At 37.3% G+C, this 14,458-nt stretch carries 15 protein-coding genes; 10 read left to right on the top strand and 5 right to left on the bottom strand.

Annotation, left to right across the window (positions count from 1 at the left end):
* Positions 1–8: 8 nt before the first annotated feature.
* A complete protein-coding gene (locus SM122_RS07425; RefSeq protein ID WP_003009224.1) occupies positions 9–1,634 on the bottom strand; it encodes an ATP-binding cassette domain-containing protein in 1,626 nt (541 codons plus the stop codon).
* 205 nt (positions 1,635–1,839) lie between these two features.
* Between SM122_RS07425 and trpS the strand changes: the two genes are divergently transcribed.
* Both trpS and guaB read left to right on the top strand, forming a co-directional pair.
* Positions 1,840–2,868, top strand: coding sequence for a tryptophan--tRNA ligase (gene trpS, locus SM122_RS07420; protein ID WP_155170352.1), 1,029 nt, complete (start codon positions 1,840–1,842; stop codon positions 2,866–2,868).
* Positions 2,869–3,009: 141 nt separating this feature from the next.
* A complete protein-coding gene (gene guaB, locus SM122_RS07415) occupies positions 3,010–4,491 on the top strand; it encodes an IMP dehydrogenase (protein WP_155170354.1) in 1,482 nt (493 codons plus the stop codon).
* Positions 4,492–4,536: 45 nt separating this feature from the next.
* On the opposite strand, the gene recF is transcribed toward guaB, so the two are convergent.
* Both recF and yaaA read right to left on the bottom strand, forming a co-directional pair.
* Positions 4,537–5,631: a DNA replication/repair protein RecF gene (recF, locus tag SM122_RS07410; RefSeq protein ID WP_125826820.1), complete on the bottom strand. Its 1,095-nt coding sequence runs from the start codon at positions 5,629–5,631 to the stop codon at positions 4,537–4,539.
* Positions 5,631–5,993: a S4 domain-containing protein YaaA gene (gene yaaA, locus SM122_RS07405; protein WP_049483330.1), complete on the bottom strand. Its 363-nt coding sequence runs from the start codon at positions 5,991–5,993 to the stop codon at positions 5,631–5,633. Before yaaA ends, recF begins: the two co-directional genes overlap by 1 nt.
* 155 nt (positions 5,994–6,148) lie before the next feature.
* Between yaaA and yfmF the strand changes: the two genes are divergently transcribed.
* The 8 genes from yfmF to SM122_RS07365 all read left to right on the top strand — a co-directional run bounded on the left by yfmF (position 6,149) and on the right by SM122_RS07365 (position 12,925).
* Positions 6,149–7,396: an EF-P 5-aminopentanol modification-associated protein YfmF gene (gene yfmF / locus SM122_RS07400; protein WP_195327053.1), complete on the top strand. Its 1,248-nt coding sequence runs from the start codon at positions 6,149–6,151 to the stop codon at positions 7,394–7,396.
* An 8-nt stretch (positions 7,397–7,404) separates the two neighbouring features.
* Positions 7,405–8,679 carry an EF-P 5-aminopentanol modification-associated protein YfmH gene (gene yfmH / locus SM122_RS07395; RefSeq protein WP_272106822.1) on the top strand — a complete coding sequence of 425 codons (1,275 nt, stop codon included), beginning with the start codon at positions 7,405–7,407 and terminating at the stop codon, positions 8,677–8,679.
* A 26-nt stretch (positions 8,680–8,705) separates the two neighbouring features.
* A complete protein-coding gene (locus tag SM122_RS07390) occupies positions 8,706–9,113 on the top strand; it encodes a helix-turn-helix domain-containing protein (RefSeq protein WP_195423607.1) in 408 nt (135 codons plus the stop codon).
* Positions 9,114–9,144: 31 nt separating this feature from the next.
* Positions 9,145–9,684: a CDP-diacylglycerol--glycerol-3-phosphate 3-phosphatidyltransferase gene (gene pgsA, locus SM122_RS07385; protein WP_003009208.1), complete on the top strand. Its 540-nt coding sequence runs from the start codon at positions 9,145–9,147 to the stop codon at positions 9,682–9,684.
* Positions 9,685–10,509 carry an energy-coupling factor ABC transporter ATP-binding protein gene (locus tag SM122_RS07380; protein WP_003018376.1) on the top strand — a complete coding sequence of 275 codons (825 nt, stop codon included), beginning with the start codon at positions 9,685–9,687 and terminating at the stop codon, positions 10,507–10,509.
* Positions 10,494–11,336 (top strand): energy-coupling factor transporter ATPase, encoded by an 843-nt coding sequence (locus tag SM122_RS07375; protein ID WP_227197677.1) that lies wholly within the window; start codon positions 10,494–10,496, stop codon positions 11,334–11,336. Before SM122_RS07380 ends, SM122_RS07375 begins: the two co-directional genes overlap by 16 nt.
* A complete protein-coding gene (locus tag SM122_RS07370; RefSeq protein ID WP_195327049.1) occupies positions 11,329–12,126 on the top strand; it encodes an energy-coupling factor transporter transmembrane component T family protein in 798 nt (265 codons plus the stop codon). Before SM122_RS07375 ends, SM122_RS07370 begins: the two co-directional genes overlap by 8 nt.
* Positions 12,127–12,283: 157 nt before the next feature.
* A complete protein-coding gene (locus SM122_RS07365) occupies positions 12,284–12,925 on the top strand; it encodes a LysM peptidoglycan-binding domain-containing protein (RefSeq protein ID WP_023919985.1) in 642 nt (213 codons plus the stop codon).
* Between the two features lie 24 nt (positions 12,926–12,949).
* On the opposite strand, the gene SM122_RS07360 is transcribed toward SM122_RS07365, so the two are convergent.
* Together SM122_RS07360 and sdaAA are read right to left on the bottom strand one after the other, a co-directional pair.
* Entirely contained in the window at positions 12,950–13,579 is a 630-nt protein-coding gene (locus SM122_RS07360) for an HAD hydrolase-like protein (protein ID WP_023919984.1), read from the bottom strand.
* Position 13,580: 1 nt separating this feature from the next.
* The gene (sdaAA, locus tag SM122_RS07355; RefSeq protein WP_023919983.1) at positions 13,581–14,453 is read right to left on the bottom strand and encodes an L-serine ammonia-lyase, iron-sulfur-dependent, subunit alpha; all 873 of its coding nucleotides are present in this window, start codon (positions 14,451–14,453) and stop codon (positions 13,581–13,583) included.
* Positions 14,454–14,458: the final 5 nt, after the last annotated feature.

Below are 14,458 nucleotides of genomic sequence, written 5' to 3'. Positions count from 1 at the left end.
CTTTATTTTTATGATTGGCTCCAAAGTTCTTTCACTTTTGCTTGAACTTCTTCATTTTCAAGAAACTCATCATAGGTTTCATCAATACGATCGATCACGCCATTTTTTGAAAGAACGATAATATGGTTGGCGAGTGTTTGAATGAATTCGTGGTCATGGCTGGCAAAGATAATCGATTCTTTAAAATTCTTCAATCCATCATTCAAACTTGAAATAGACTCCAAATCCAAGTGATTGGTTGGATCATCCAGTACAAGAACATTTGACTTGAGGAGCATCAATTTAGACAACATGACACGAACTTTTTCTCCCCCTGACAAGACGTTGACAGACTTGTTAACTTCGTCACCCGAAAAGAGCATACGTCCTAAGAAACCACGAAGGAAAGTATTGTCATCTTCTTCTTTACTTGCAAATTGACGAAGCCAATCAAGAATACTTTCACCACCTGCAAAATCACGACTGTTGTCTTTTGGTAGATATGATCGACTAGTTGTAACTCCCCACTTGACAGTTCCTTCATATTCAATATCATCCATCAATGCACGGATCAAAGCAGTTGTTTGAATATCGTTCTGTCCGATAAGGGCAGTTTTGTCACCAGGACGTAAGATAAAGCTGATATTGTCAAGGATAGTTTCTCCATCAATCTTGACAGAAAGATTTTCAACTGTCAAGAGATCGTTACCAATTTCTCGTTCTGCCTTAAAGTTGATAAATGGGTACTTCCGACTAGATGGAACAATTTCTTCAAGTTCAATCTTGTCAAGCATTTTTTTACGCGAAGTTGCTTGTTTTGATTTTGAAGCGTTGGCTGAGAAACGTGCGACAAACTCTTGTAATTGTTTAATTTTTTCTTCAGCTTTTGCGTTTCTATCTGCTTGTAATTTTGCTGCAAGTTCAGAAGATTCTTTCCAGAAATCATAGTTTCCGACGTAAAGTTTAATTTTTCCAAAGTCGAGATCCGCCATATGGGTGCAGACTTTGTTCAAAAAGTGGCGGTCATGGGATACAACGATAACCGTATTTTCAAAATCAATCAGAAAATCTTCTAACCAGGTAATGGATTGAATATCCAATCCATTGGTCGGCTCGTCCAAAAGAAGGACATCTGGTTTACCAAAAAGGGCTTTAGCTAAGAGAACTTTCACTTTATCCCCATTGGCTAACTCGCTCATAGCTTGATAATGAAGGTCTTCTGAAATATTTAGATTTTGAAGCAATTGAGATGCTTCACTTTCTGCTTCCCATCCACCAAGTTCGGCAAATTCACCTTCAAGTTCAGCTGCACGGACACCATCTTCATCAGAGAAATCTTCTTTCATGTAGATAGCATCTTTTTCCTTCATAATGTTGTAGAGCTTTTCATTTCCCATAATGACAACATCGATGACCCGCTCGTCTTCGTAGTCAAAGTGATTTTGACGCAAAACAGACAAACGTTCATCAGGGCCAAGAGAAATATGACCAGTTGTTGGTTCAATATCTCCAGCTAAAATTTTTAAAAAGGTTGACTTTCCAGCACCGTTGGCACCGATGAGACCGTATGTATTTCCTTCTGTAAAGTTGATATTGACATCGTCAAACAATTTTCGATCACTAAAACGTAGTGAGACGTCTGATACTGTAAGCAATGATTTTCTCCTCTTTCTATAATGTCTTCATTTTACTAGAAAATAGGGGAAAATTCAACTTTTTTACTGTCAATTTGTTTTTACAATGGTGTAAACGAAATTGACAGTTTAGTAAAGTGTTAATTCCTTACAAACATAGAGGATAGACTAACATTTTCAACTAGAAAGTGCTATAATGATAGGGATAACGATTAAGGAGAAGAGTATGACAAAACCCATCATTCTGACAGGAGATAGACCGACAGGAAAACTCCATATTGGCCACTATGTTGGTTCTTTAAAAAATCGCGTCTTGTTGCAAAATAAAGATTTGTATAATATGTTTGTTTTTCTAGCAGACCAGCAAGCTTTGACGGATCATGCAAAAGATCCAAAAACGATTGTAGAATCTATTGGAAATGTTGCTTTGGATTATCTGGCAGCTGGACTAGATCCTGAAAAAGTAACGATTTTCATTCAAAGTCAGATTCCTGAACTGGCAGAATTGACCATGTACTACATGAATCTTGTATCTTTGGCGCGACTTGAAAGAAACCCAACTGTAAAAACTGAGATTTCTCAAAAAGGTTTTGGCGAGAGTATTCCAACAGGATTTTTGGTATACCCTATTTCACAAGCAGCCGATATTACAGCATTTAAAGCAAATTTTGTTCCAGTAGGAAATGACCAAAAGCCAATGATTGAGCAAACTCGTGAGATTGTTCGTTCCTTTAATCATGCATACAACACAGATACTTTGGTGGAACCGGAAGGAATTTATCCTGAAAATGAAGCAGCGGGGCGCTTACCTGGTTTAGATGGAAATGCTAAAATGTCTAAATCATTAAATAATGGAATTTACCTAGCTGATGATGCGGATACTTTAAAGAAAAAAGTGATGAGTATGTATACTGATCCGGATCATATTAGAGTAGAGGATCCAGGAAAAATCGAAGGCAATATGGTATTTCATTACCTGGATGTATTTGGCCGTCCAGAAGATGCAGCTGAAATTGCAGAAATGAAAGAACATTATCAACGTGGTGGACTTGGTGATGTAAAGACTAAACGATATCTTTTAGAAATTTTAGATCGTGAATTAAGACCAATTCGTGAAAGACGCCTTGAGTTTGCAAAGGATATGGGTGAAGTCTACTCTATTCTTGAAAAAGGAAGTGATCGTGCTCGAAATGTAGCGGCTCAAACATTGGATGAAGTCAAATCTGCGATGGGAATTACCTATTTTAAAAAATAAAACGACTTCATTAATTGCGAACATTTTTTACCGTTCGTTGATAGTTACCAATAAATGATTGACAAATTACGATAGAATGGTATGATATTAACAATAAAAATTCGAGCCTTGCTCAAATAAAAAGAAAAGAGGATCCAGCTAATGTCTAATTGGGACACAAAGTTTTTAAAAAAAGGGTTTACATTTGATGACGTGCTTTTGATTCCAGCAGAAAGTCACGTATTGCCTAATGATGCAGATTTAAGTACACAATTAGCAAGTAATTTACGCTTGAATATCCCAATCATTACTGCTGCTATGGATACAGTGACTGAAAGTCAAATGGCAATTGCTATGGCGCGTGCTGGTGGACTTGGTGTTATCCATAAAAACATGTCAATTGAGCAACAGGCAGATGAAGTACGCAAAGTAAAACGCTCTGAAAATGGGGTTATCATTGATCCGTTCTATTTGACCCCGTCTCATACAATTTCAGAAGCAAATGAGTTGATGGGACGATACCGAATCAGTGGTGTTCCAGTCGTTGAAACACTTGAAAATCGTAAATTAGTTGGTATTCTTACGAATCGCGACTTGCGCTTTATTTCTGATTACAATCAACCCATTTCAAATCACATGACAAGTGAAAATTTGGTGACTGCACCAGTTGGTACTGATTTGGAAACAGCTGAGCGTATTCTACAAGAACACCGCATTGAAAAATTACCATTGGTAGATGAAAATGGTCGTCTTTCTGGCTTGATTACAATCAAAGATATTGAAAAAGTTATTGAGTTTCCAAATGCGGCTAAGGATGAATTTGGTCGTTTGCTTGTGGCTGGTGCCGTAGGGGTTACTTCAGACACCTTTGAACGTGCAGAAGCTCTTTTTGAAGCTGGTGCAGATGCTATTGTCATCGATACTGCTCATGGACATTCTGCAGGTGTTCTTCGTAAGATCGCGGAAATTCGTGCTCACTTCCCAGATCGTACCTTGATTGCAGGAAATATTGCAACTGCTGAAGGTGCGCGCGCATTATTTGATGCAGGAGTAGACGTAGTTAAGGTCGGAATTGGTCCAGGATCAATCTGTACAACTCGTGTTGTTGCAGGGGTTGGTGTTCCTCAAGTGACTGCTATTTATGATGCAGCCGCTGTAGCTCGTGAATATGGAAAAACGATCATTGCTGATGGTGGTATCAAGTATTCAGGAGATATTGTCAAAGCACTCGCAGCTGGTGGAAATGCGGTAATGCTTGGTTCAATGCTTGCAGGTACAGATGAAGCACCAGGTGAAACAGAAATCTTCCAAGGTCGTAAATTTAAAACATACCGTGGTATGGGATCTATTGCAGCAATGAAGAAAGGTTCTAGCGACCGTTACTTCCAAGGATCTGTCAATGAAGCCAATAAATTGGTTCCTGAAGGAATTGAGGGACGTGTTGCTTATAAAGGTTCTGTAGCAGATATGGTATTCCAAATGATCGGTGGTATTCGTTCAGGTATGGGTTATGTTGGTGCAGCAACCATTCAAGATTTACATGATCATGCACAATTTGTTGAAATGAGTGGTGCAGGATTGAAAGAAAGCCATCCTCATGATGTGCAAATCACAAACGAGGCTCCTAACTACTCAGCACAATAAATTTACACATTTGTAAACAAAAATAACAGCATCTTGACAGTATTGTCAAGATGCTGTTTTGATATGACCGGCTTGAACAGTGAAAATTTTCAACTCTTCAGGCAGGTCTTTTAAATGATCGAGAGTGGTCGTTGTAATAAATGTTTGAATATTATTAGAGATGGTTTCAAGTAGTTGAAGTTGACGATAATTGTCAAGTTCGCTCATGACATCGTCAAGTAATAAAATAGGCTTTTCTCTTGTGATTTCTTCCATCAATTCGATTTCTGCTAATTTTAGAGAGAGAACAACACTTCGATGCTGGCCCTGACTACCAAAGGTAGCATTCATATTATTGATAAAAAATGCCAAATCATCCCTGTGAGGCCCAATACTTGTTGTTTTCCTAAAAATATCCTTCTGACGGTTTTTTTCCAACATAGAGAGAAACTGCTCTTCTATATCATTTCCTTCTTCAGAAAAAACAGTTGACTGATATTGAATCGATAGGTCTTCTTTGTTGTCAGAAAGTCGAGTGTGTTTTTCTTCTGCTTTAGCTTCTAATTTTTTAATAAACTCAAGCCGATGATGGATGACGCGACTTCCAAAATTAGCTAGTTGTAAATCTAAGACCTCCAAAAATGTAGCATCAATTTTTTCCGAATTTTTTAGATAACTGTTTCTTTGTTTCAGTACATGGTTGTATTGAGATAAGTCGGATAAATAGAGAGGTTTCATCTGACCTAATTCAATGTCAATAAACTTTCGACGCCCTGCAGGTGATCCTTTGATCAGTTGCAAATCTTCGGGTGCAAAAAGGACAACATTCATATGGCCAATATAGTTCGATAATTTGGCTTGTTTCAAATGATTTACCTTAGTTATCCGACCTTTTGGTGTCAAGGAAATTTCTAATGGAAGGGGACCAGTTTCTCTTTGTAATTGACCAGAAACTTTAAAATCGGTGGATTCAAAATAGATGAGATCTCTATCATTTCGTGTTCGATGACTTCTGGTTAAAGCTAGAAAATAAATTGATTCGAGAATATTGGTCTTTCCTTGAGCATTTTGACCTAGGAAAATATTTAATCCAGGATGAAACTCGACTTCAAGTTCTTGATAATTACGAAAATGTTGAATGGATAACTGTTTTAACCACATTACGAGATACCAGGAAAGCGAATTGCTTTTTCTTTTTTGTTAGTCTTTGTCGGTAGTTTCTTTTGTTGTTGATTGAGTTGCTTGACAAGTTTAGCAACACGTTCCTTTTCTTCTTTCTCTTTAAGATGCTCTTCTATTTCTTCTTGAGAAGGTTCAAGAATGGTGATAGTTATGCTCAGTTCAGGAATGTCAATTTGATCATTGACACGAAGTTTACGGCCTCTCCGTTGTTCTAATTCACCATTAACAAAGACTTCTTTTTCTTGAAGAAAGGCTTTGATTGCACCACCACTCTGTATAATACCGAGTTCTTTTAAGATTGCTTGTAATGTAATAAAATCATCAAATAATTTGTAATTCATAGTTCACCTCTTTGCGTGTTATTATACCATATTTTTAGTTTTTCTAGGGTAGAGAATGTTGAGTGATTTGAGGAGCTTTTTCACAGTTTGAATTAGGATTTTAGTGTGATTTCGTGTTATAATGAAAGTTACTATTGAGTAGAACGAGGATGAAAATGGAATTAGTAAAGGGCGTGAATCTTCACTTTCTTCAATCAAAAAAATTTAAAACCAATAAAATTAAGGTCCGTTTTTCATCGCCATTAGATGAAAATATCGTGGCTGCGCGTGTTTTAGTAGCCTGTATGATGGAAACTGCAAATCAAAAATATCCAACTTCACAATTATTCCGTGAAAAATTAGCGAGTCTATACGGGGTAGAATTGTCAACCTCAGTCTCTAAGAGGGGGCGTGTTCATTATGTTGATTTGAATATTTCCTTTGTGCGCGATGACTTTTTGAGTAAGAAAAATGTTCTTACTGATGAGGTTTTGGACATTATAGAAACTATCTTCTTTTCACCTTTGGTAGTAGAAGATCACTTTGACAGTGATACATTTGACGTTGAAAAGAAAAATACGATTTCCGATTTGGAGTCAGAAATTGAAGAGCCTTATTATTATGCACATGGGCAATTGAATCAACTATTTTTTGAAGACGAAACAATCGGGATGTCAAGATTGGGGAAAGTTGATTTAGCGAGACAAGAGACAGCTCAAAGTTCTCTTGAACAGTTTCATCAGATGCTCCAATTAGATAACATTGACTTCTTTTTCATAGGTGACTTTAATGAGGTCGCTATTGTGGATCGAGTGAACCAGTTTGAATTCAAGCCACGTGATAACAATTTGTCTGTCACCTATCAACAACCTTTTACAAATGTTGTAAGAGAAAAGTTAGAGCAAAAACAAAACCAACAATCTATTTTAGAATTAGGTTACCATTTTTCTACCCAGTATGGAGAATCTCTCCATATCCCACTAGTTGTATTAAATGGGATGCTGGGAGCTTTCTCGCATTCGAGACTTTTTCAAATTATTCGAGAGAAAGAAGGTCTTGCTTATACTATCTCAAGCCATTTTGATATTTTTACAGGCTTTATGAGAGTTTTTGCAGGCATTGATAAGGAATCTCGTACGAAAGTAATGACCTTGATTATGAGACAGTTGAATGATTTAAAACGGGGAAAGTTTACAGAGTCAGAGCTTCAATTGACAAAAGAAATGTTGGTGAATACGACCTTATTAGCACAGGATCGGCAAAATACCTTGATTGAAAGGGAATATCTGAAAACGATCCTAGGAACGAAAGTCCTTTCTTTAGAAGAGTGGTTAGAGTCCATCGATAAGGTTAGTAGAGAAGAAATTATTGAAGTGGCAAAAACAATTAATTTACAGTCTGTTTATTTTATGGAAGGAAAGTAGTGTAAAGATTGAAAATTAAAGAAAAATATTATGAATCAGTTGGCGAGCAAGTTTACTTTACACGCTTGTCAAATGGGTTGACTATTCATTTAATTCCCAAAGAAGATTATTATGAAACCTATGGAATCATCACAACTAAGTTTGGCTCAGTGGATACACGAATTCTAGTGAATGGGGATGAACGACAATATCCTGCAGGAATTGCTCATTTTCTAGAACATAAAGTATTTGAAGATGAAAATGGTCAAGATTATTTAAAAAAATTCGTTCATTTAGGATCGGAAAGCAATGCCTTTACAAGCTTTACAAAGACAAGTTATCTTTTCTCAACAACTTCAAAAGTCACTGAAAATATTCAATTGTTATTGGAGATGGTTTCAAAGGCTTCCTTTACAGAAAAATCTGTATCTAAGGAAAGAGAAATCATTCAACAAGAAATTGGAATGTACCAAGATAGCCCAGACTATCGATTATTTTTTGGTGCGTTAGAAAATTTATATCCTGGAACACCTTTAGCAGACGATATTGCTGGGACGAGGGATTCTATTTCTAACATTACAATAGACAATCTCCGTGAAAACTTTGACCTATTCTATCATCCCTCTCAAATGCACTTATTAGTGATCGGAAACTTTGATGTTGATGAAGTATTGCAAGTAGTAAAGAAATATGATCGAGTTCCTCTTCATCCATCTGTGGAGTTAGAACGTTTTCCTGTAGAAAAAAATGAAGTAAGATTGAATCAATCTTGTAGAATGGAAGTTGCTACTCCTAAGTTGGCAATTGGAATTCGAGGAAATGATATCATTAGGGAAGAGGAAAAATTTCGATATAAATTGATGTTGAAATTACTATTTTCGATGATGTTTGGTTGGACCTCGCAACGGTTTCAAAGTTTATATGAAGCCGGGAAGATTGACAACTCATTGACACTTGAAGTCGAGGTTGAGGAATTATTTCATTTCGTTATTTTGACAATGGATACTCAAGAACCGGTCTCCTTATCTCATCAATTTAGGTCAGCGATCAAACAATTTGAAAAGGATCCAGATGTCAATCAGGAACATTTGGATACGATTAAAAGCGAAATGTTTGGTGATTTCTTACAAGGTTTAAATTCGCTTGAGTATAGTGCCACTCAGTTTGAATATTTTTCAGACGGTAGCACTTCTTATGATCTTCCAAAGATTTTACAAGGTATTAGTTTACAAGATATCATCAAATTAGGTCGTCAATTCGTCGACCAAGCTGAGATGGTTGACTATATGATTTTTCAAAAGTAGTACACAATGTATTAAGAAGGGAAAACATGAAGAAGAGAACGATTGGTCAAGTGTTAAGATTGTCAAGAGTAAATTTACACTTGAGTTTACAAGATGTGTCAAGTAAGACAGCCATCGAAATTCCATATATAGAAGCGTTGGAAAACGATGAGTTTGATCTATTACCGAGTCCCTTTTATGCCCAGATCTATCTTAAAAAGTTATCATGGGCTTTGGGATTAGATGAGTCCATCCTATTGACAGCTTTTCGCGAAGGAAAAGAATTGTTATTTGATGAAGAAATACTTGTAGATGACGAAGAGCTTCATTCAAGAAAATTAAGACAGAAAACAAGCTGGTTACCAATTCTGTATTATCTGCTAGTTAGTTTTGCTATTCTTGGTTTTGTGATTTATATCGTATATTTTTATGAGTTTACAGCATCTGTAAAATAGATGTAAAGATAGTTTATTTTTTGGAGGAAGTATGAAAAAAGAAAATATTCCTAATGCATTGACATTAATTCGGGTTGTGATGATTCCTATTTTTATTGCTATTTTAAGTTTAAGTCACTCTTATCTAGGACATATTGTAGCGGCAGTTATTTTTGCAATTGCAAGTATTACAGATTATTTGGATGGCTTTCTAGCACGAAAATGGAATGTGGTTAGTAATTTTGGTAAATTTGCAGATCCAATGGCGGATAAATTATTGGTTATGTCAGCCTTTATCATGATGATTGAATTAAAAATGGTTCCTGCTTGGATTGCAGCCGTTATCATTTGTCGTGAGTTAGCTGTTACTGGTTTGCGTCTTCTACTTGTTGAGACAGGTGGTACAGTTCTTGCTGCAGCTATGCCAGGAAAAATTAAAACCTTTAGCCAAATGTTTGCCATTATCTTTTTGCTTTGCCATTGGACTCTTCCAGGGCAAGTGTTGCTTTATATTGCATTGATTTTCACAATTTATTCTGGTTACGACTACTTTAAGGGAAGTAGTTATCTCTTTAAAGACACATTTAAATAAATGAAACAGATTATTGAGCTAAAAAATGTATCCTTTCGATACGATAAAACAGTAGAAGAATATCAAATTGACACGGTTTCGTTTCACGTGAAACAAGGAGAGTGGCTTTCGATTGTCGGACACAATGGTAGTGGGAAATCTACAGTTGTACGCTTGATTGATGGTCTTTTGGAAGCTGAGTCTGGTGAGATTTACATTGATGGAAAAAAACTGACTCGTGAAACTATATGGGAAATCCGTAGTAAAATTGGAATTGTATTTCAGAATCCTGACAACCAATTTGTTGGTGCGACAGTAGAAGATGATGTAGCCTTTGGTTTAGAAAATCAAGGAATTCCACGGGGAGAAATGCTTCAACGTGTGGAAAAGGCTATTGACCAAGTTGGTATGCTGAAGTTTAAAGATCGTGAACCATCTCGTTTGTCAGGTGGTCAAAAGCAACGAGTGGCTATAGCAGGTATTATCGCCTTGAGACCAACTATTATTATCCTTGATGAAGCAACTAGTATGTTAGATCCGGAAGGCCGAGAGGACCTAATGGCAGTAATGAGAGAACTTCAGAAAAAGTTCCAATTAACGATTATCTCCATTACCCATGATTTATCCGAAATTGCCTTAAGTGATCGAACACTCGTGTTTCAAAAAGGAAAACTAGAGTCTTCTATGACGCCACGGGAATTGTTTTCAAGAAATGATCTGAATGAGATTGGACTAGATAAGCCTTTTAGTAAGCAGGTCCAAGAATCTCTCAGCTCGCATTTTCCGCTAAAGCAGGACTATCTAACAGAAAGTGAGTTATTAGACCAACTATGGGAATTTCTTTAAAGAATGTCTATTATACTTATCAAGAGGGAAGTCCTTTTGAAGGGCAGGCGCTTTCTGATATTAGTTTGGAAATAAAAGATGGATCTTATACAGCCATCATCGGGCATACTGGTAGTGGCAAGTCTACTTTGTTGCAATTACTAAATGGTTTACTGCGTCCGACTAAAGGAACGATTCAATTTGAAAATTTTGTTTTAGATAACAATTCTGAGCCAAAAGAAATGAAGTGCCTGAGAAAAAAAGTCGGTTTGGTTTTTCAATTTCCAGAAAGTCAGCTATTTGCGGAAACTGTTCTAGCTGATGTAGCCTTTGGACCACAGAATTTTGGGGTACCTAAGGACAAAGCTGAGGAAATAGCTAAAGAAAAATTAGCGATCGTTGGTTTAGAAGAGTCTATCTATGATAAAAGTCCATTTGAACTATCTGGTGGACAAATGAGGCGAGTTGCGATCGCGGGTATTTTAGCTATAGAACCAGAGATTTTAGTATTGGACGAGCCGACAGCAGGGTTAGATCCTGCTGGGAGAAAGGAATTGATGGCGCTGTTTGAGGCATTACATAAAAATGGGATGACCCTAGTTCTGGTAACTCATATGATGGATGATGTAGCCAATTTTGCAGATACCGTATTTGCTTTGGAAGCGGGAAAACTTGTCCTAAAAGGATCCCCAAGGGAAGTCTTTCAACAGGTTGATTATTTACAAAAACTTCAATTAGGAGTTCCACAAATTACGAATTTTGCTCTTCAATTGAAACGAAGAGGGCTTTCTCTGGGCAGACTACCAATCAAAATTGAGGAACTAAAGGAGCTGTTACTTCATGAATAATATGATTTTGGGAAGGTATATTCCTGGAAACTCCATTATCCACCAACTAGATCCTCGTGGGAAGTTGCTCTCAATGTTTTTGTTCATTTTTCTTCTGTTTTGGGCAAATAATATCCAGACAAATGTTCTTCTCTTTGGTTTTATTTTTGTATTAATGTATCTAACGAGGATTTCGGTTAGTTTTTATATTAAAGGCTTAAAATCAATGATTTTTATCATTGCTTTTACAACTATTTTTCAATTATTTGCGACCTCTCAAGGAACTATTTTGTATCAATGGTGGTTTTTTAAATTAACCGACCAAGGATTGATGCAAGCTGCCATCATATTTTGTAGATTTATTTTAATCATTTTTTATTCGACGATTTTAACAGTGACGACGACACCATTGAGTTTAGCAGATGCTGTTGAAAAGCTCCTTACACCACTAAAAATTATTAAGGTTCCGGCTCATGAGATTGGGTTAATGTTATCTATGAGTTTGCGCTTTGTTCCAACCTTAGTAGATGATACGAATCGAATCATGAATGCGCAAAGGGCGCGTGGTGTTGATTTTGGTGAAGGAAATCTATTAAAAAGGATCCGTTCCTTTATTCCAATCCTCATTCCTTTGTTTGCCTCAAGTTTTAAACGCGCAGATGCATTAGCAATTGCGATGGAAGCGAGAGGGTACAAAGGCGGTGAGGGACGAACACGCTATCGGACTCTGCAGTGGGGAGTAAAAGATACCCTGGCATTGCTCGTTATTCTGTGCCTCATGTTGATAGTTTTTTATCTAAAAAATGGATAGAGCTAGTTGAATTGGTTCAAAAATAAGGAAAAAGCGCTATACAAAGCGCTTTTTACATTAAATTCACATATTCTTGTAACATTTGTAATATATTCTACAATAAACTGTAACATTTTGTGTGTATGATAGAATTATGTTCGAAAGGAGAATAGAATTCATGAACAGTAAAAAGTTCCAATGGACAGTCACTTCCCTACTTTCAGCAGCATCACTTTTCATTTCTGGTATTGCTACAGTGAATGCTGAAACTTACGAAGTGAAGTCTGGAGATACTCTATCAAAAATTGCACTAGAAAATAACACTTCAGTAGAAAATATTATTGCATCTAACAATCTGACTAATGAAGATTTGATCTATGCAGGACAAATTATTGAGTTAGGTGAGCGTTCAAAATCTATGATTGATAAAGTTGCTCCACAAGAGCAAGCAAAACCTGCTGAAAGTGCACCTGCAGCAGCACAAACTGCTCAAAAACAAACAACTTATGCAGCAAATGCTGCAGTGACTTCTGCACAATCAACAAATGGTGGAATTGTTCTATCAAATGGGAATACTGCTGGAGAACAAGGATCTTATGCAGCTGCTCGTATGGCTGAAATGACTGGTGTACCTGCTTCTACTTGGGAAGCAATTATTGCCCGTGAATCAAATGGTCAAGTAAATGCAGCAAATGCTTCTGGTGCCAGTGGTTTGTTCCAAACAATGCCAGGTTGGGGTTCAACTGCAACAGTTGATGATCAAATCCAGGCTGCATACAATGCATATAGTTCACAAGGTTTATCAGCTTGGGGTTATTAAAAAATAGGTTTACAATTTGTAAACCTATTTTTTTAATGTCTCAAGAATGTCAAGTGGAGAGTGACAAATAAAATCTGGTGAGTAAAAAAGTAGCTCTTCAAGATCTCCAAATCCCCAAGTGACTGCCATGGTTTTTATGCCAACTGTTTGACCTCCAATGAGGTCAAATTTTGTGTCTCCAATAATCACTGTCTCCTCTTTTGGAAGGTCATTGATTGACAAGGCGTATCGAATGACATCGGCTTTGTGGATACGATCTGAATTTGATCCATAAATTCCTTTAAAGTATTTAGCGATACCTAAATCTTGACACATCTGTAAAGCAACCGGTTCATGTTTTGAAGTAGTTACATAAAGAGGAATGTTTTCGTCTTGTAATGCTTTCAAAGCTTCTACTATCTGAGGAAACAGAGTTGATTTGTATTGACCTTTTTCATGATAATACTGGCGATAGATCGTCACTGCTTGATCTACCAAAGTTTCAGGAAGGGTAGCTTCAAAACTAGAAATCAAAGGTGGTCCCATAAAACTACGGATGGTTTTGAGATCGGGTTGAGGAACCTTCAAAGTATCGAATGTATGTTGAAAGCTCTCTGTAATTCCCTTGGAACTGTCAACTAATGTTCCATCTAAATCAAAAAATAAGGCTTGCATGTTATTCTCCAAATATCTCTTTTTGTAATCTACGTCCGGTTGGTGTTGCTGCCAATCCTCCTTCAGCTGTTTCTCTAAAGGCAGTCGGAAGACTAGAACCAACTTGGTACATGGCGTCAATCACTTCATCCACAGGTATTTTTGATTCAATACCTGCTAAGGCCATGTCAGCAGCAATGAAGGCATAGCTGGCTCCCATTGCGTTTCGTTTGACACATGGAACTTCCACGAGTCCTGCTACTGGATCACAAATGAGCCCAAGCATGTTTTTGATGACAAAACAGACTGCTTGACTCGCTTGATAAGGAGTTCCTCCAGCAGCAAGTGTCAATGCAGCCGCACTCATAGCTGAAGCAGAACCAACTTCTGCTTGACAACCACCTTCTGCACCTGAAATAGAAGCATTATTGGCGATGACTAAACCAAAAGCTCCAGCTGTCAGTAGAAAATCTAGTTGTTGCTGACGGTTTAACCCTAATTTTTGAGTTGCTGCAGTGAGAACTGCGGGAAGGCAGCCAGCAGATCCTGCAGTGGGTGTTGCGCAGACCAGTCCCATCTTAGCATTGTGTTCGTTGACAGCAATAGCATTCTTCGCTGCGGTTAGGACGGTCAAGTCAGATAACGTTTTTCCTGATTTGATATAGCGATCTAATTTTGCGGCATCCCCACCGGTTAACCCACTACGAGAGTGGTTTTCATTTAACCCTAACCTTACAGAATCAATCATCACTTCTAAATTACGGGTCATTAATCGTAGGACTTCTTCTCGTTCACGACCAGTTAGTTCAAATTCAGTCGCAATCATTAACTCTGCGACGTTTCCTTGGTATTGCGTGCTTGCTTGTTCTACGAGGTCTACAATTGAATAAAACATATGAA

This window comes from Streptococcus gingivalis, from assembly GCF_035544715.1.
GTDB lineage: Bacteria > Bacillota > Bacilli > Lactobacillales > Streptococcaceae > Streptococcus > Streptococcus gingivalis.
This window is presented reverse-complemented; position numbering and strand designations above follow the sequence as displayed.

Bases quoted from the DNA above. Each gene is read 5' to 3' on its own strand.
- trpS (WP_155170352.1), top strand. From the start codon at position 1,840: ATGACAAAACCCATCATTCTGACAGGAGATAGACCGACAGGAAAACTC.
- guaB (WP_155170354.1), top strand. From the start codon at position 3,010: ATGTCTAATTGGGACACAAAGTTTTTAAAAAAAGGGTTTACATTTGAT.
- recF (WP_125826820.1), bottom strand. From the start codon at position 5,631: ATGTGGTTAAAACAGTTATCCATTCAACATTTTCGTAATTATCAAGAA.
- yaaA (WP_049483330.1), bottom strand. From the start codon at position 5,993: ATGAATTACAAATTATTTGATGATTTTATTACATTACAAGCAATCTTA.
- yfmF (WP_195327053.1), top strand. From the start codon at position 6,149: ATGGAATTAGTAAAGGGCGTGAATCTTCACTTTCTTCAATCAAAAAAA.
- SM122_RS07390 (WP_195423607.1), top strand. From the start codon at position 8,706: ATGAAGAAGAGAACGATTGGTCAAGTGTTAAGATTGTCAAGAGTAAAT.
- pgsA (WP_003009208.1), top strand. From the start codon at position 9,145: ATGAAAAAAGAAAATATTCCTAATGCATTGACATTAATTCGGGTTGTG.
- SM122_RS07380 (WP_003018376.1), top strand. From the start codon at position 9,685: ATGAAACAGATTATTGAGCTAAAAAATGTATCCTTTCGATACGATAAA.
- SM122_RS07375 (WP_227197677.1), top strand. From the start codon at position 10,494: ATGGGAATTTCTTTAAAGAATGTCTATTATACTTATCAAGAGGGAAGT.
- SM122_RS07370 (WP_195327049.1), top strand. From the start codon at position 11,329: ATGAATAATATGATTTTGGGAAGGTATATTCCTGGAAACTCCATTATC.
- SM122_RS07365 (WP_023919985.1), top strand. From the start codon at position 12,284: ATGAACAGTAAAAAGTTCCAATGGACAGTCACTTCCCTACTTTCAGCA.
- SM122_RS07360 (WP_023919984.1), bottom strand. From the start codon at position 13,579: ATGCAAGCCTTATTTTTTGATTTAGATGGAACATTAGTTGACAGTTCC.
- sdaAA (WP_023919983.1), bottom strand. From the start codon at position 14,453: ATGTTTTATTCAATTGTAGACCTCGTAGAACAAGCAAGCACGCAATAC.